This window comes from Achromobacter sp. EB05, assembly GCF_044232075.1.
Taxonomy (GTDB): Bacteria; Pseudomonadota; Gammaproteobacteria; order Burkholderiales; family Burkholderiaceae_B; genus Achromobacter; species Achromobacter dolens.
On sequence record NZ_CP155917.1, the window covers coordinates 4190592 to 4206468 of the forward strand.

Here is a 15877-nt window from a genome sequence, read left to right on the forward strand (position 1 = left end):
CGCCACGGCGCTCAGCTCAGCAGCACGATGCCGCCGGGCAGCGACGTAACCTGGGCGCCATACACGTCGCGAATCAGCAGCGCGGCGTCGGCCAACTGGTCCAGCGAGAAGCGCGCCTGCACCAGGCTGCCCGCCAGCCGGTCGCCCACCAGCACGATGCGGCCGGGGCGATAGCGGTTGATCTCGTCGACCACCTGCGCCAGGGGCACATTGTTGAATTCCAGCACGCCCCGGCGCCACGCCGTGACCGCGTCCAGGTCCACCCGCCGCGGTCTGCTGGCGCCGCCCGGGCCCAACACCACCTGCTGCGCGGCGGCCAGTTCCAATGACTCCTGCCGCGACGTGACGCGGGCGCTGCCCTCCAGGCAGGTCACCCGCACCTGGCCGTCGGTATAGCGCACGTTGACGCATCCCGACGAGGCGTCGATCCGACCGGCGCCCGCCGTCAGGCTGACGGGCTGGCCGGCCGTCGCCAGCTCGACCTCGCCGGCCAGCAGGTCGATCTGCGGCGCCAGGCCGCTGCGCGACAGGTTGATGCGGGTCTGCGTATTCAACTGCACGCTGGCGTCGCCGGCCAGCGCCACGCGGCGCTGCTCGCCGGTGCCGCTGCGCACATCGGCGGTCAGCTCGTCAACGGCGGGCCACAGGCCCAATGGCGGCTTGAATGCCAGCCAGGCGCCGCAGGCCGCCACCGCGCCGCCCAGGAAGGCGCGACGCGCCGGCCGCGCGCTGCGGGCGCGGCGTACCAGCGCGGCCTGGGCCTGGCGCGCCGCCGGCGCCAATTGCTGCCAGGCGCTACGCGTTTCCTTGAAGATGCGCGCGTGCTCGGCGCTCTGCCCGCACCAGCGGCGAAAGGCTTCGCCATCGGCCACGCTGGCCTGGCCCGAGTCCAGCCGCACGACCCACGCCTGGGCCTCGCGCTTGAGCGCGGCCGCGGGGTCGCCACCAAGGCGGGAGCGTCTGAACAGGATCGTCATATAGCTAAGACGTTTCGCGGGCCTGGGGACCGTAGCGCTGGACATACTTTTTTTCCAATTTCCCGCAACAGTGCTCCAGCCCCGCGCGCAATTCCTTTTCCACGGTCCGCACCGAAATGCCGAAACGCTCGGCGATCTCGCGGTGCGGCACCTCATCGACCCGCGCCGCGATCACGATCGCCTGGCGCCGCCGTGGCAACTCGGCCAGCGCCGCCTCCAGCGCCTCGATCTGCTGGCGCCCCTCCGCCACCTGTGCCGGGCCCGCCGCCTCGTCGGCCATGTCGTACAGTTCCTCGATCTCGGCCATCGACAGGATGCGGGCATTGGCGCGGCGCTGGTCCTCGGCGACGTTCGCGGCGATCTTGAACAGATAGGCGGCCGGATACTCCACCGGCGCGCTCTCGGCCAGGCTGTCGACCCGCAGCCAGGCTTCCTGCATGGCGTCGTTGGCCAGGTCTTCCGACCCCAGCCGGATGCGCAGGCGCTTGCGGAATTCCTGGTACTTGGACAGGAACAGGTTGCGCAGGGCGTCGCCGGTCATGGACATGCGCGTCAGCCCGCCGCGCCGGCCAGGCGGCAATCGGCATCCGGATCCGGGCGTGGCGCCAGCACGATGGTCACGGGCTGCGGCAGGTCGGCCGGCGGCGGCGTGTCCATGATCAATCCCGACAACACGCCGGCCAGCGCCGCGTCGCGGCGCGCGTCGCCGGTGCCCGACAGCACCCGCGCCTGGCGCACCACGCCATTGCGGCCGATCCACAGTTGCAGCGACGCCCGATAGCGACCGAACCGCGCGCCGGTCCACTGGCACAGTGCGCGCGTCACGGTGTTCTGCAATATGCCGGCATAGCGCGTCAGCGCGGCCGACGGCGTCGTGGCCGACGCGCGCGGCGCGGGCGCGCTCGCGGGCGCCTCCACCAGCGTAAACGCCGACGCGCTACTATAGCGGGCCTGCAGTCCGGTGCCCGCCAGCAACAGGCCCAGCGCCTCGCGCGGCGCCAGCCGGCCGCGCACCGCGTTGCCTTGGCGGCCGGCCGTCAGGCGGCTGGTCACCAGCACCGCCATGCCGGTCGCCTGGGTATAGGCGGCCAGGGCGGCATCCAGCGGCTGCGCGGCAATGTCGAACGCGATCGGCGCGCCATCCGCCACTCGCTGCTGCGCCAGCGCTGCCGGCGGCAGCACCGACAGGCCAAAGGCGAACCAGCAGGCGAACGCCCAAGCGGCCCCAGGCGCCTGCGTGACTGTCATAACACCCCGATGTCTCTTAGATGGCGTGGCGACTGCGTGCCGGCGACGGGCCGGACGCAGGGCGGAAGCGGCATGGTAGCGGCGCCGTGTGAAACAGACGTGACACGCGCCCCGCCGCGCGCCCGCCAGCGCAACAAACCCGTCACCCACGCGGAGCGGCGCGTCCCTATACTGGATTCATCGGTGGCGGCCGCGCGCCGCCCGGCCTTTATGCCAAGGAACCCGCATGCGCATCCCCTGCCTCGTTTCGCGCCGCGCCAGCCTGCTGCTGGCGGCGCTGGCAATGGCGCCCCTGCCCGCGGGCGCCCAGACTCCGCCTACGGCCCAGACACCGCCTACGCCCCGGGCCACGCCCGTCGCGCCGCCATCGTCCACCGGCAGGTCCGCCCCGGCCGGCGCCTGCATCGACACCGAGGTCAACGGCTACCGCGCCCTGTCGTATGACTGCCTGAACCAGAAGATGGCGCCCGACGCCGCGCCCAAGCCGCCGCCCGCGCTCGGCTCGGAAGCCATCACGCAACGGCCGCCCAACCAGATGGGCCTGCCCACGCCCGCCACCATCGGCAACCGCATGGGCAACACCTTCGGCACCTCGGCCTACCCGCAGCGGCCGACGCCGTAGCGGACGCGCGCCGTCGCGCGGGCTGCCGTCAATCGTTCATGCCCCGGCCCTGTTCGAACCGTGGCGGGCGAGCGTCGCGCCGGTCTCAGGCGGTGCGGCTGATGAAATAGATCTTCTTGACGAACTGGTCCACTTCCCAGCGGCCGGTATAGCCCTCCGGCATCACGAAGGCCTCCCCCACGGTCAGTTCATGCACGGTGCCGTCCGGATCGACCAGGCGCGCCGCGCCTTCGACGATGTAGCCGAACTCGATGTAGCCGGTGGTGTTGGACTGGAAACTGCCGGCGGTGCTTTCCCAGACGCCGGCCTCGGCGCGGCCGCCATTGCCTTCGAAGGCGGTCACGGTGCGGAACGCCGCGTCGCCTGAAATGGGACGCTTGGGCTTGCCCGGCACCGGGTTCTTCATGGGGCCGGCATCGATGCGGACCAGCCGCGATTGATCATGCTTCACTGCATTTTCCTTGGAATCAATGCGCCGCCACCACCAGCACCTCGGCCGCGCCGCGGCTGACCGTGCGCATGCGATGCGGCAGTTCGGAATCGAAATAGAGGGAATCGCCGGCGTCCAGGCGGAACGCGCGTTCGCCCACCTGGACCTCGATGGCGCCCTTGAGCACCAGCAGGAATTCCTCGCCGGGGTGCGGAAAGACCGCGGCGGCGTCGGGAAATTCACGCGGCGGGTGCACGATGAAGGGTTCCATGGCCTTGACCTTGCGGCGCCCGGCCAGCGACTCGTAGTGGTATTCGCTGCCCAGGTCGCGCCGTTGCAGCGCCTCGCGATCGGCCACACGCACCAGGCTGACGACCTCGTCCTGCGCCGCGCCGTCGCCGCCCACCAGTTGCGACACGCCCACGCCATAGGCCTCGGCCAGCCGCAGCACGGTGGAGATCGACGGCTCGCTCAGGCCGCGTTCCAGCTTGGACAGATAGCTTTTGGTCAGGCCCGTGCGCTCGCCCAGTTGTTCCAGGGACAGGGATTGCTGGCGGCGCAGCGCGCGCAGGCGGTGAGGCAGGTCGATCATGGGCGGGAAAATGGCGGACACGACCGATAAGAATGCCCGAAAGCCGCCGTTGCGTCGAGCCGGCCCGCCCGACACGCCCTTGGCCGCGCCCATGCGGCGGGCCCGCGCAGCAAGCCCGGCCGCCCTCGGCGGCCCCGGCAGACGCTAGCCCAGCACGTCCGGGTGCTGGCGCAGCGCCCGCCGCGCGTAATACGAAAAGCCCACCTGCGAGCGCTTGGGCGTCAGGATCCAGTCGTGCGCCTCGCGTCCCAGCGCCGGCGGAATCGGCTGGATCGTGCCGGCCGCCATCGCCAGCAACTGCATGCGGGCGGCGCGCTCAAACTGCAGCGCCAGCACGCAGGCCTCTTCCACCGTGCCCGCGGCCACCAGCATGCCGTGGTGCGACAGCAGGATGGCGCGCTTGTCGCCCAGCGCCGCCGAGATGATCTCGCCTTCCTCGTTGCCCACCGGCACGCCCGGCCAGTCCTTCAGGAAAGCCACGTCGCCATACAGCGGACAGTTGTCCATGTGCGAGACCTCCAGCGGCACCTCCAGCATCGACAGCGAAGCCGCGTGCAGCGGGTGCGTATGGATGATGCAGTTGACGTCCGGCCGCGCCCGGTAGATCCAGGAATGGAAACGGTTGGCCGGATTGGGCATGCCGCCGCCCTCCTGCACCCGCAGGTCCTCGTCCACCAGCAGCAGATTGCCGGCCGTGATCTCGTCGAACCCCAGCCCCAGCCGCTGCGTGTAGTAGCGGTTGGGTTCCGGCGCCCGCGCCGTGATCTGGCCGGCCAGGCCCGAATCGTGCCCGCCGTCGAACAGGATGCGGCAGGTCAGCGCCAGGCGCTCGCGCAGCGTCCAGTCGGGCGTGTCGAACTGGCGCTGCATCTCGGCCTTGGCGCGCGCGATCAGTTCATCCTTGCCCAAGTGCATCGTATCGGCCATCTTTGACTCCTCGCTATGCCGCTTCTAATAACGGCGTAAAGCCGGGCAGGGCGCGCATGCGCGCCAGCCAGGCGTTGATGTGGGTAAGGGCGGACAGGTCGTAGCCGCCCTGCTCCGCCATGCTGGTGTAGGGATAGAGCGCGATGTCGGCAATGGTCGGCGCCTCGCCCACCAGGAAGGCGCGGCCCGCCAGATGCGCCTCCATCCAGGCCGCCGCGCGCATGCCGACGCGGCGCCACTCGACCATCGCCGGGTCATCCACCCGCGCCGTGCCGCGCAGGTGGATCAGCAGGCGCGGCTGCGCGAAGGCGTGCATGTGCTGGGTCTGCTCGAAGCTCAGCCAACTGGCCACCTGCGCCTGCGCCAGCCGCCCCTCGGGCAGCCACGGCGTGCCCCGGCCCAGATACCACAGGATCGCCTGAGACTCCGCCAGCCACACGCCTTCGGGCGTGCGCAGCGCCGGCACCTGGCGCCACGGATTGATGCGGCCGAAGGCCTCGGTCTCCAGGTCGCCCTGCACGATGTCGAAGGTGCGGCGCGTCAGTGCCAGCCCCATGTAGCCGCAGGCCAGCCGGATCTTCCAGGCATTGCCCGAACGCAGCGTGTCGGCCAGTTCCAGCGGCTGTCCCGCCAGGGGATGCGTCGTCATGCTCAATCCATCCTGATGTCGGCGCGCTTGACGATTTCGGCCCACTTCTTCTTTTCGGCCGCGATGAAGCGCTGGTATTCGTCCGGCGCGCCGGTATGGAGCTGCGTGCCCTGCGCCGCCAGCCGCGTCTTAAGTTCGGGCGAGGCCAGCGTCTGGCGCAGCGCCGCGTTGAGTTTTTCCAGCACCGCCGGCGGCGTGCCGGCCGGCGCGAAGAACGCATTCCACGAACTGATCTGCAGCCCGGCGTCGCCGGCCTCGGCCGCGGCCGGCACCTGCGGCGCCGACGGCAGGCGCTGGTCCGCCGCCACCGCCAGCGCGCGCAGCTTGCCCGAGGCCACATGCGGCATGATCACCGGACTGGCATCCATCACCACGTCCACCTGTCCGCCGATGGCCGCGTTGACCGCTTCGCTGCCGCTCTTGAACGGCACGTGCACGATGTCCACGCCCGCCGTCAGCTTCAGCAGCTCCAGCCCCAGGTGCGGCGAACTGGCCGTGCCCGCCGAGCCGAAATTCAGCTTGGCCGGATGCGCCTTGGCGTACGTCACGAAGTCGGCAAAGTTCGCCGCCGGCAGGTCGCCGCGCACCGCCAGCAGATAGGGCGAGCCGGACACCAGCCCGACCGGCGCGAACTTGTCGGGGTCATAACTGAGCTTGGCGTAGATCAGCGGGTTCACCACCTGCGTGCCCACCGTGCCCATGAAGATCGTGTAACCGTCGGCCGGCGCCGTGGCCGCCACCTGAGCCGCGATCACGCCGCCCGCGCCGGGACGGTTCTCCACCACCACGCTCTGGCCGAGCGCATCGCCCATGCCCTTGCCGACCTGGCGCGCCACGATATCGGTGATGCCGCCGGCGCCGAACGGCACCACCAGCCGGATCGGATGATCCGGAAACGCGGCCTGCGCGCCGCTACCCGCCCCCGCGGCCAGCGCCAGGGCGGCGGCCATGATGATGCGCTTCATAGAATTCCCCTTGTGTCCGCCGCTTGATTGCGGCTATGACACAAAGTGTCCTATAGAGCATTGATTTTCCGCAAGGGGAATGTGATTGGGGGAATCCCTGAGGGGCGGCAGTAACGTTCGCGGCCTGATCCTTCGCTCAAGCCCGCAAAAAACGAAACCCGCCAGCAAAGCGGCGGGTTCATTGGATAGGCGCACCATGGTCATCTCTTCCTTGTCCTCGGGGCGGACAAGACGCGCGGCCATCACACGCCGGGCGATTCAGCCAGCGTGGGCATTCAGGCGGTCAGGAAGCGCACGACTTCGGCCCAATCATTGGTCGACAGGGCGACGTCGTCGAAGTCGCCCTCTTCCTCGTCGTAGCGCGAAACACAGAAGCGCTGGCTCCGGCCGGATTCGCGGTCGGCGTAGTTGGCGTAGTCGACATACACTTTCAGGCCGCGTTCCCGGTTCTCGAATGACGGCGCGGCATCGATGTAGCTCGACGCATCGACGTACCCTTCGGGCAGCGGCGGCAAGGTTGTAATGTCGAAGTCGGGAAATTCGCGGCGCAGTCGGTCAAGGTTCATAAGGCAGGCATATTGAGGCTAGAGACCTGACATTTTACGTTGCTCCGCGTTAGCGGCCACGATGCCTCCCGAAACAGCGGTTCAAGGAACGCCGCGGCGGGATCGCCGCGTACGCCGTTACGCCAGTAGCGCCGCCATGGCGCGCCCCGCGATCATGTCTTCGAACAGGGCCGCGATGCTCGGGGCGACGTCGCGCGTGTCCTCGAATTCCGGCTCGATGCCGTGCACGATGCGGCCCGAGTCGCGTTCTATCGCCAGGAATTCGTAGTCGCCGGCAACGCTCATGTAGATCGGCGTGTGCTGGCTCCAGAAGTCCAGGACCGCCTGCCGGCCGCCATCGTCCAGCGCCGCCTCCAGGCTGATATCGCGCAGGGCGTGCCAAGGAAAAGCGCTGTCCGCCGTGCAGTCATGGTCGGCCGCGCTCAGGAACCAGCGTGTCTGGGTCGCGTTGTGCAATTCGATGAAGGTCGCCAGGAATGCGCCATAACCGTGCGCGTCGCCCGGCGCGGCCGCGGGCGTCGGGCCGGGCGTCGTCCGCCGCACCGTCCAGCCGCGAGCGGCAAGATGATCCAGGAAGCGTTGTGGCAGCGATGTCATGTCGGTTTCCTCGATCGGTTATCCAAAGCGCGTCTGCTGGCCCCGTGTCACGCCATCGGTCAGTTATGGCGAACATTATTGCTGCCACGCAATCCCTGGGCAAGGAGATAAAGTTTGGCCACGGCGATGAAAGACGCGCCAGGCCCCCAGTCACCTCGCGTGCGGTGCGGCGCGCCGCGCCGGCGCCCCGGGCATGCCATTTGCTGAACAAGCAATCCCGTCCTCGCGAACCGCCCCATGTCCCGCAGTGCACCCTTGCCCTCGTTCAGCCTCGATCGCCTGCACGCCGTGCTGGCCGAATCCAACGCCGCGCACGGCTCCGAAGCCATCATGCGCAGGTTGGTGGATGCGGGCTGTGACGGCCTGCCCTTGCCCGGCAGCGGGGAGACGCTGACGCGCTGGCGGGCGCTGGCCGCCGTGGCCGCGGTGGACCTGTCCCTGGCCAAGCGCTTCGAGGGCCACACCGATGCGCTGGCGATCCTGGCGGAGCTCGCCGCCCCCGCGCCTGCGCCGCCAGGGAGCATCTGGGGCGTGTGGTGCGCGGAATCCGCGCGGCAGCGGCTGGTATTGACCCCGGACGCCGCCGGGCGGGTGGTGCTCAATGGCATCAAGACCTGGTGTTCCGGCGCGGCCGGCGCGAGCCACGCCGTGGTCAGTGGGTGGACTCCCGCCGGCGCGCCGTGGCTGGCGACGGTCGCCTTGGCGCAGCCCGGCGTGACCTGCCTGCCTGACACCTGGCTTGCGCCGGCGATGCGCGATAGCGCGACGCTCGATGTTTCCTTCCGGGACGCGCTGGGAACCGCGCTCGGCGCGCCGGGCGCGTACGTGAACCGGCCGGGTTTCCTGCATGGCGGCGCGGGCGTCGCCGCCTGCTGGTACGGGGGCCTGACCCGCATCTTCCAGCGCCTGCGAGCCGGCGCCTCGGACGGCCGTGCGGATCCCTTCCGCCTGGCGCATCTCGGCGCCGCCGATGTGGCGCTGTCCCAGGCGCGCGGGGCCCTGCATGCGGCGGCCGCCGCCATCGACGCGAATCCGCGCGACGGCTGCGCGCTGGCCACGGCGCGCGCCCGGCTTGCGGTCGAGACGGCGGCCGAGGATATCGTGGGCCGCGCAGCCCGCGCGCTCGGCGCCAGCCCGCTATGCAAGGATCCGGCGCTGGCGCAGGTGATGGCCGATCTGCCGCTCTACATTCGCCAGAGCCACGCGGAACGCGACCAGGCCTCGCACGGCGCCCAGGTGCTTGCCGCGCAGGAGTCGACGTGGACGCTCTAGCCCGCCATTTCGAAACGCTGTATCGCTCCTTCGACGACCCCTGGAACGTGCGCGTCGCCTGGTACGAGCGCCGCAAGCGCGCACTGCTGCTGGCCAGCCTGGGACGGCCCCGCTACGAGCATGCCTTGGAAGTCGGCTGCGGCAACGGCGACATGACACTGGCGCTGGCCGGGCGCTGCCGGCGGGTCACGGCCGTCGACGTGGCCAAGACCGCCGTACGCCGCTGCCGCGAGCATATGCTGGCGAATCATGCCGACGGCGTGCAGGTGGTCGCCCTGCGCCTGCCCGGGGCGTGGCCGCGCATCCCGCCCGGCGGCTTCGATCTGATGGTGATCTCGGAGATGGCCTACTACCTGGAGGACGCCGCGCTGGCTCGCTTTCTGGCCCGCACCCGGGCCAGCCTGCGGCCGGGCGCGGAACTGATTGCCTGCCACTGGCGCGGCGGGTTCGACGACCGGCGGCAGCAGACGGACGCCCTGCATGCCAGCCTGGGCGCGCTGCCCGGCGCCAGGCCGCTGTTCACGCACCAGGAACCCGAGTTCCAGCTCGATGCCTGGAGCATGGATATCGCCCGCAAGGAAGACGGCCGATGATCGGCGTCTGCATCCCCGCCCATGACGAGGAACACCACATCGCGGCGTGCCTGCGTGCGGTCACGCGGGCGGCGCGCCACCCTCTGCTGCTGGCCGAGCCGGTCCGGATCGTGGTGGTGCTGGACCATTGCCGCGACGCCACGGCGCGGCTCGCCGCCGCCTGGCCGGTCCACTGCCTCGCGATCCAGGCCCGCAATGTCGGCGCCGCCCGCGCGGCCGGCTCGCAACTACTGCTGGACGCGGGCGCGCGCTGGTTGTCGCACACCGATGCCGACACCGTCGTGTCGCCCCGCTGGCTGGTGGACCAACTGTCCCTGGGCGCCGAGGTGGTGTGCGGCACGGTAGGCGTGGCCGGCTGGGCGGCGCACGGCGTGCACGCCGATGCCGCCAGAAGCGACTTTGCCGCCCATTACCAGGACCGCGATGGGCATCGCCACGTACATGGCGCCAACCTGGGCATCGCGGCGCAGGCCTATCGCCGCATCGGCGGCTTTGCGCCGCTGGCCTGCAGCGAGGACCAGACGCTGGTGGACAGGATGGCGCAGGCGGGCTGCTCCATCGCGTGGACCGCGCTGCCGCGCGTCACCACCAGCGCCCGCCCCTACTCGCGCGTGGAAGGCGGCTTTGCCACGGCCTTGCGCGCGGGGGCCAGGGGGGCCGGGGCGGCCCCGCCTCCGGCCGCCCCGGTCAAATGCGCGGAGGACTGGTCTCGCGCTCCGGATGGCGGTGCCGCGCCAGGGATTCGATGAATGCCGCGACGGCGGACTCCGGCGCGTCGCCGATGACGAGGCCTTCGTCCCCGGCCGCCAGGTCCAGGCCCGCCGTCTCCAGCAAGCCGCCGCCCTCGCCCAGCGCCAGCAGCGTCTTGCCGTGGCGGTAGCTGTCGCGGATGAATTCCAGCGCCCGCCCGTCCTGGCGCCAACGCGCCAGCGCATCCCCACCCGTCGGCACCACGGCGCCGTCGAACAGGACTGACGGCTGGTTGTCCAGCGAGGCATCCGCGTCCAGCCGGGCGCCATCGGCCGTCTCCACGGGACCGATACGCTGCCCCACCAGGCGCACCACCACGCCGGCCTGTATCAGGGCCTGCGCCACCGCCGACACGGCGGCGCCGTCCACCCCTTGCGCCACCAGGATGGCGACCTTGCGCGTGACAACGCCGGCCTGGCCCGGACGCGCCGTCAGCGACAGGGAGGGTGACTGCGCCACTTCCGGGGGCGGGGCCTGGCGCAGGGCGCGGGGCATGGGGTCGGGCAGCGCCATGCCCAGCTTGTCGGCCACGATCCGCGCCAGTTCATCCGAGACGTTGCGCAGCGAGGCGACCATGCGTTGGCGGATGGCGGCAACCGTGACCTTGCTCAGCTCGAAGGCGAAGGCATCGGCCAGATGGCGCCGCTCCCAGTCCGCCTGGCTGTCGTAGAACAGGGTCGCCTGGTTGTAGTGTTCCGCGAAGCGCTCGGGGTGGCCGCGCAACTCGTCGCCCGCCACCGGCTCGGGGAAGGACACGTAGCCCTCCATGCCGGCCTGGAACGGACAGCCGCCGCCCAGCGAATTGGGTTCGTAGGCTACCCGGCCGCGATGCACCGCCTGCCGATGCATGCCGTCGCGCTGGTTGTTGTAGACCGGCGCCAGCGGCGCATTGATCGGGATCTCGTGGAAGTTGGGTCCGCCCAGCCGCGAGATCTGCGTATCCACATAGGAGTGGATGCGTCCGGCCAGCAACGGATCGTTGGTGAAATCGATGCCCGGCACCACGTGCGCCGCGCAGAACGCCACCTGCTCGGTCTCGGCGAAGAAGTTGTCCGGATTGCGGTCCAGCACCATGCGGCCGATGGGGCGCACGGGCACCAGCTCCTCGGGCACGATCTTGGTGGCATCCAGCACATCGAAGCTGAAGCGCTCGGCCTCTTCCTCGGTGAAGACCTGCACGCCCAGCTCCCACGCGGGGCCGTGGCCGGCGTCGATGGCCTCCCACAGGTCGCGGCGGTGGAAATCGGGGTCCGCGCCCGACACTTTCACGGCTTCGTCCCAGACCTGCGAATGCGTGCCCGCCACCGGATTCCAATGGAATTTCACCAGCTTGGCGTCGCCCTGGTCGTTGACGAAGCGGAAAGTGTGCACGCCAAACCCCTGCATCATGCGATAGCTGCGCGGAATCGCCCGGTCCGACATCAGCCACATCAGCATATGGGTCGACTCCGGCATCAGCGACACGAAGTCCCAGAACGTATCGTGCGCCGATGCCGCCTGCGGCATGCCGTGATGCGGCTCGGGCTTGACCGCGTGCACCAGGTCCGGGAACTTCATGGCATCCTGGATGAAGAAGACGGGCATGTTGTTGCCAACCAGATCCCAGTTGCCTTCGTCGGTGTAGAACTTGACCGCGAAGCCGCGCACGTCGCGCGCCGTGTCCTTCGATCCGCGCTCGCCGGCCACGGTGGAAAAGCGCACGAACACGGGCGTGCGCTTGCCCTTCGTCGCGAACAGCGAGGCCCGCGTCAGGCCGGCCAGCGATTCGTAGCATTCGAAGTAGCCGTGCGCTGCGGATCCCCGCGCATGCACGATGCGTTCCGGAATGCGTTCATGATCGAAGTGGGTAATTTTTTCACGCAGGATGAAATCCTTGAGCAGCGCGGGGCCGCGCAGGCCCGCTTTCAGCGAATGCTGGTTGTCGCTCACGGCGACGCCCTGGTTCGTCGTCAGTGCCTGCCCCTGCGCATCCACGCGCACCCGCGCAAGACCGCCGTCGACCGCGTTGGCGCCAGCCTCGGGCGGCTCGCCCGTCTTGTCGGTGTACTGGTTCTCGGACAACGAGCTGGCGCTCGCCGACGCATCGGCCGTCGCCACGGCGACGCCGCGGTACGGGCAGCGGGCGCCCGCGTCCCCGTATTCTTTCTCTTTGTCGGGATGATGGGGCAGCGCCCGGGCAGTCGCCGCCACCGCGGCCGCCCGCTGCATCGCCGCGGAGCCGACGCCCTCGGCGGGCGCTTCGGCGGGGCCGCTGTCCGTATTGTTGAAAGCCGTGTCGACGGCTCCCGGCTTCCTGGCCTTGCTTGGTTTCCTGGCTGGCATGGATATCTCCCTGTACGTGTCGATGGCATCGGTGTGGGCCGACGATGATCCGATCGGGAGATTCAGCAAGCGCCATGCCTGCTCCGGGTGCCGCAAGCCTCTCGGCCCCGCCCTGTCCCACTGCGGCGCGCTATCTCATTCGGCCGCGGGCAATCCATACCTGGCCCGCGCTTCACGCTGGTACTTTTCCCGGATCGCGGCCAGGCGCTCCAGTTCGGCGGGATCATTGACCGTGGCCATCATCCGTACCCACTTGCCGCTTTCCTGTGAGTATTGATAGGTGTTCAAGCCGTATTCCTTCAGGATGGCCTGCGGATCCTTGCCCGCCTGCACGCCCGCGCTCATGTCCGCCTGCAGGCGCGCGTAATCGTCATAGGTGGCCAGCTTGCCCTCCACCCTGGGTTGTTCGCCGGCGTTGGCGAAACGTCCCACGGCCGGGTTGGCAAACACTTCGCCGTAACGCATGAACGTGGGCGAGCCCGGATCGCGCCGCTTCAGTTCCTCGATGAAGGCGGCGTCGGCCTGTTTCCACTGGCCTTCGTTCACCTTCAGTATCTTCAGCACGCCGTCCAGGGGCTGATTGTTGGCCAGGCGGGCATTGCCCGCGGCCCATTCCTCGAAGGTGATGCCGTTGACGGGCGCGGGAAGCCCCTCCTGGGCCTGCGCGTGCATCGCCAGCAACAGCAAGGCCGCGGCGACGGCGTGACGGATCGGGTGTGCGTGCATGGCGGGAGAACCTCCTGGGGAAGCGGGCGAACAGGTCTTCGGCGCGCCGGTACCAGGCCGCCGCGAAGCCAGGGCAGTGTTGACCAATCGCGCGATGGCAGTCAACAGAATGCCCCATGACAAAGGGCAACAGGCCTCACAAGAAGCAACCGCCGTCGATGTCACGCACCAGTCGCTCGGCCATGAAGCGCGCCGGCGAGGTGCCGATGACCTTCCTGAACATCGTCACGAAGCTGCCCGCGCTTTCGTAGCCCAGTTCGAGGGCGACGGCCTGGACGCTAGCGCCTTGCGCCAGGCGCAGGATCGACAATGCGACCTGGATACGCTGGCGCCAGCGACCGAAGCGACCGAAGCTCATGCCGGTCTCGGCCCGAAGCATGACCCGCGCCGACCGCGCGCCGCTGGCAGCGCCGGCCCTCGCCCGGGCCCTTGCCCGTCAAGGCAGGTTCTCGCGCAGAATCACCTGGCTGCGGTTCATCTCCACCCCGCTCATGGGGCTGCGCTTGTCACGCACGTTGCAGAAGATGCGCACACAGCTCATCAGCGCCTCCACCGGGCTCTGCGTGATGACGGCGTCCATGGTGCCGTCGATCAGCAGCGCGCGCGTGTCCGGCGTCAGGCCGTGGCCGATGAACACCACCCGGTGCTGCAGCCCGGCCTCCTTGAGCGCCCGCGCCACGCCGTCGGAAGCGCCGCCGATGTTGTAGATGCCGGCAAGCTGCGGGTATTGCTCCAGCAACTGGCGCGTCTGCTCGTAGTTGCGCTGGGCGTCGTCGTAGCCTTCGCGCAGGTCCACCACCTGCATGGCCTGGAACTGCTCGGCGTAGAGCTGCAGGAAGCCGCCCTCGCGCTCCTCGTGGGCGCGGTAGTGGCGCGAGCCGGCGATCAGCGCCACGTGCGCGGCGCGCGGGCCGATGAAGCGCGCGAGCAGGTAGCCGGCGGTGCGGCCGGCGGCGCGATTGTCCAGGCCCACATAGGCCACGCGCGCGCTGTTGGCCAGATCGGAGATCAGCGTCACCGTGGGCACGCCCTGTTCGGCCAGCGCGTTGACGGCCTCGCGCACCACCGGATGCTCCAGCGCCATGAAGGCGATGCCGTCGGCGCGCCGGCCGTGATGCAGCAGCGCCTGCGCCAGGGCCTCGGGGTTGAAACTCTCGACGTAATCCACCTGGCAGCGCGCGTTGAGCGGCGCGAAGTGCTCGTGCGCGTAGCTCACGCTGTCGCCCAGCATGCGCAGGAAGCGGTTGCTGCCGCGCGGCAGCAGGATCACCAGCCGCATGGGCTCGGGCGCCATCGCGGCGAACAGGTCCGCCTCGGGCAGGTAGTCGAGCTCGGCGGCGGCCTTGAGCACGCGCTGCGCGGTGCTGTTGCGCACGCCGGGGCGCCGGTTCAGCACGCGGTCGGCCGTGGCGGTGGACACGCCGGCCAGCGCCGCGACCTCGGCCAGGGTCGCCAGCTTGCGTTCGCGAGTGGGCTTGTTCACATCAAAAACCATCATTGTTGGGGTTTGACGATGCGGGCGCCGGTTCACTATTGTCCGTCATGCCTCAGCGCGATGGACTTCTGCGGCACCTCAAAAAACATCATAACCAAGATTCTGGAGACAACCATGAAGCTGCTCACCCGCCGCAGTGCCTTGCGCCGCCTGTGCGCCCTTCCCGCCGCGGCCGCCCTGGGCGGGGGGTTCCCGTTGATCGCCCGGGCCGCCGACTATTCCCTCAAGTACGGCAACAACCTGCCCGTCTCGCACCCGCTGAACATCCGCGCCCAGGAAGCCGCCGACCGCATCCTCAAGGAAAGCAACGGCCGCGTCGACATCAAGATCTTCCCCAACAACCAGCTGGGCGGCGACACCGACATGCTGGCCCAGGTGCGGTCGGGCGGCATCGACTTCTTCACGCCCTCCGCGCTGGTGATCGCCACGCTGGTGCCGGTGGCCGCCATCAACGCCGTCGGCTTCGCCTTCAAGGACTATGGCCAGGTCTGGGGCGCCATGGATGGCGCGCTCGGCGCCCACGTACGCGCCGCCATCGCGCAGCGCCGCCTGTATGCCTTCGAGAAGATGTGGGACAACGGCTTTCGCCAGACCACCAGCAGCAAGGCGCCGGTGACCCGCGCCGCCGACATGGACGGCCTGAAGATCCGCGTGCCGGTCAGCCCGCTGCCCATCTCGATGTTCAAGGGCCTGGGCGCGGCGCCGGCCAGCCTGCAGTTCAGCGAGGTCTATTCCTCGCTGCAGACCAAGGTGGTGGACGCGCAGGAAAACCCGCTGCCCATCATCCAGGTGGCCAAGCTGTACGAGGTGCAGAAGTACTGCTCGCTGACCAACCACATCTGGGACGGCTACTGGTTCATCGCCAACGGCCGCATGTGGGAGGGCCTGCCGCAGGACCTGAAGACGGTGGTGGCGCGCGGCATCAACGAGGCCGGGCTGGCGCAGCGCGAGGACATCAAGAAACTCAACGCCTCGGTGCAGGCCGACCTGGAAGCCAAGGGCCTGACGTTCAACCAGCCCGCCGCCGACAGCTTCCGCGACCAGTTGCGCAAGGCCGGTTTCTACAGCGAATGGCGGCAGCGCTTCGGCCAGGAGGCCTGGGGCCTGCTGGAGCAGGCCGTCGGCAAGCTCGCCTGAGGCCGCGCC

At 69.6% G+C, this 15877-nt stretch carries 19 protein-coding genes; 5 read left to right on the plus strand and 14 right to left on the minus strand.

The window, feature by feature from the left end:
- Positions 1 to 11: 11 nt before the first annotated feature.
- The 3 genes from AAID08_RS19010 to AAID08_RS19020 are packed head-to-tail and all read right to left on the minus strand — an operon-like array spanning position 12 to position 2225.
- Positions 12 to 977 carry a FecR family protein gene (locus AAID08_RS19010; RefSeq protein WP_395756773.1) on the minus strand — a complete coding sequence of 322 codons (966 nt, stop codon included), beginning with the start codon at positions 975 to 977 and terminating at the stop codon, positions 12 to 14.
- A gap of 4 nt (positions 978 to 981) precedes the next feature.
- Entirely contained in the window at positions 982 to 1518 is a 537-nt protein-coding gene (locus AAID08_RS19015) for an RNA polymerase sigma factor (protein WP_231133029.1), read from the minus strand.
- Between the two features lie 11 nt (positions 1519 to 1529).
- Entirely contained in the window at positions 1530 to 2225 is a 696-nt protein-coding gene (locus AAID08_RS19020) for a secretin and TonB N-terminal domain-containing protein (RefSeq protein WP_116791818.1), read from the minus strand.
- 226 nt (positions 2226 to 2451) lie between these two features.
- On the opposite strand from AAID08_RS19020, the gene AAID08_RS19025 reads away from it, so the two are divergent.
- A complete protein-coding gene (locus AAID08_RS19025) occupies positions 2452 to 2847 on the plus strand; it encodes a hypothetical protein (RefSeq protein ID WP_395756774.1) in 396 nt (131 codons plus the stop codon).
- Positions 2848 to 2932: 85 nt separating this feature from the next.
- Here AAID08_RS19025 and AAID08_RS19030 read toward each other — a convergent pair whose 3' ends face one another.
- From AAID08_RS19030 to AAID08_RS19060, 7 genes are all read right to left on the minus strand, one after another.
- Positions 2933 to 3298, minus strand: coding sequence for a cupin domain-containing protein (locus AAID08_RS19030; RefSeq protein ID WP_054417395.1), 366 nt, complete (start codon positions 3296 to 3298; stop codon positions 2933 to 2935).
- Positions 3299 to 3314: 16 nt separating this feature from the next.
- A complete protein-coding gene (locus tag AAID08_RS19035) occupies positions 3315 to 3869 on the minus strand; it encodes a helix-turn-helix domain-containing protein (protein ID WP_064527213.1) in 555 nt (184 codons plus the stop codon).
- A 144-nt stretch (positions 3870 to 4013) separates the two neighbouring features.
- Positions 4014 to 4796, minus strand: a complete 783-nt coding sequence (locus AAID08_RS19040; protein ID WP_054502931.1) for an aldolase — start codon at positions 4794 to 4796, stop codon at positions 4014 to 4016.
- Between the two features lie 13 nt (positions 4797 to 4809).
- Entirely contained in the window at positions 4810 to 5445 is a 636-nt protein-coding gene (locus AAID08_RS19045; protein WP_372413646.1) for a glutathione S-transferase family protein, read from the minus strand.
- A gap of 2 nt (positions 5446 to 5447) precedes the next feature.
- Entirely contained in the window at positions 5448 to 6410 is a 963-nt protein-coding gene (locus tag AAID08_RS19050; protein ID WP_395756775.1) for a Bug family tripartite tricarboxylate transporter substrate binding protein, read from the minus strand.
- Positions 6411 to 6685: 275 nt separating this feature from the next.
- A complete protein-coding gene (locus AAID08_RS19055) occupies positions 6686 to 6976 on the minus strand; it encodes a hypothetical protein (protein ID WP_054502933.1) in 291 nt (96 codons plus the stop codon).
- Positions 6977 to 7093: 117 nt separating this feature from the next.
- A complete protein-coding gene (locus AAID08_RS19060) occupies positions 7094 to 7573 on the minus strand; it encodes a hypothetical protein (protein WP_395756776.1) in 480 nt (159 codons plus the stop codon).
- Between the two features lie 237 nt (positions 7574 to 7810).
- Here AAID08_RS19060 and AAID08_RS19065 point away from each other — a divergent pair, with 237 nt between their 5' ends.
- Genes AAID08_RS19065 through AAID08_RS19075 form a run of 3 tightly spaced genes read left to right on the plus strand, consistent with a single transcriptional unit; the run spans position 7811 to position 10187 of the window.
- Positions 7811 to 8845 (plus strand): acyl-CoA dehydrogenase, encoded by a 1035-nt coding sequence (locus AAID08_RS19065; RefSeq protein WP_395756777.1) that lies wholly within the window; start codon positions 7811 to 7813, stop codon positions 8843 to 8845.
- Entirely contained in the window at positions 8833 to 9438 is a 606-nt protein-coding gene (locus AAID08_RS19070; protein ID WP_064527185.1) for a bifunctional 2-polyprenyl-6-hydroxyphenol methylase/3-demethylubiquinol 3-O-methyltransferase UbiG, read from the plus strand. The genes AAID08_RS19065 and AAID08_RS19070 overlap by 13 nt, the downstream gene beginning before the upstream one ends.
- Positions 9435 to 10187, plus strand: coding sequence for a glycosyltransferase family 2 protein (locus AAID08_RS19075; protein WP_064527186.1), 753 nt, complete (start codon positions 9435 to 9437; stop codon positions 10185 to 10187). The genes AAID08_RS19070 and AAID08_RS19075 overlap by 4 nt, the downstream gene beginning before the upstream one ends.
- Here the strand turns inward: AAID08_RS19075 and AAID08_RS19080 are convergent.
- The 4 genes from AAID08_RS19080 to AAID08_RS19095 form a co-directional block, all read right to left on the minus strand.
- Complete coding sequence (locus AAID08_RS19080) at positions 10126 to 12510, minus strand: catalase (protein ID WP_395756778.1); 2385 nt, start codon at positions 12508 to 12510, stop codon at positions 10126 to 10128. The genes AAID08_RS19075 and AAID08_RS19080 overlap by 62 nt on opposite strands.
- Before the next feature lie 135 nt (positions 12511 to 12645).
- Positions 12646 to 13236 carry a hypothetical protein gene (locus tag AAID08_RS19085; RefSeq protein ID WP_064527191.1) on the minus strand — a complete coding sequence of 197 codons (591 nt, stop codon included), beginning with the start codon at positions 13234 to 13236 and terminating at the stop codon, positions 12646 to 12648.
- Positions 13237 to 13372: 136 nt separating this feature from the next.
- A complete protein-coding gene (locus AAID08_RS19090; RefSeq protein WP_240317288.1) occupies positions 13373 to 13594 on the minus strand; it encodes a helix-turn-helix domain-containing protein in 222 nt (73 codons plus the stop codon).
- A gap of 78 nt (positions 13595 to 13672) precedes the next feature.
- Complete coding sequence (locus tag AAID08_RS19095) at positions 13673 to 14734, minus strand: LacI family DNA-binding transcriptional regulator (RefSeq protein ID WP_116791824.1); 1062 nt, start codon at positions 14732 to 14734, stop codon at positions 13673 to 13675.
- 111 nt (positions 14735 to 14845) lie between these two features.
- Between AAID08_RS19095 and AAID08_RS19100 the strand changes: the two genes are divergently transcribed.
- Positions 14846 to 15868: a TRAP transporter substrate-binding protein gene (locus AAID08_RS19100; protein ID WP_054502940.1), complete on the plus strand. Its 1023-nt coding sequence runs from the start codon at positions 14846 to 14848 to the stop codon at positions 15866 to 15868.
- The last annotated feature ends 9 nt before the right edge of the window (positions 15869 to 15877 follow it).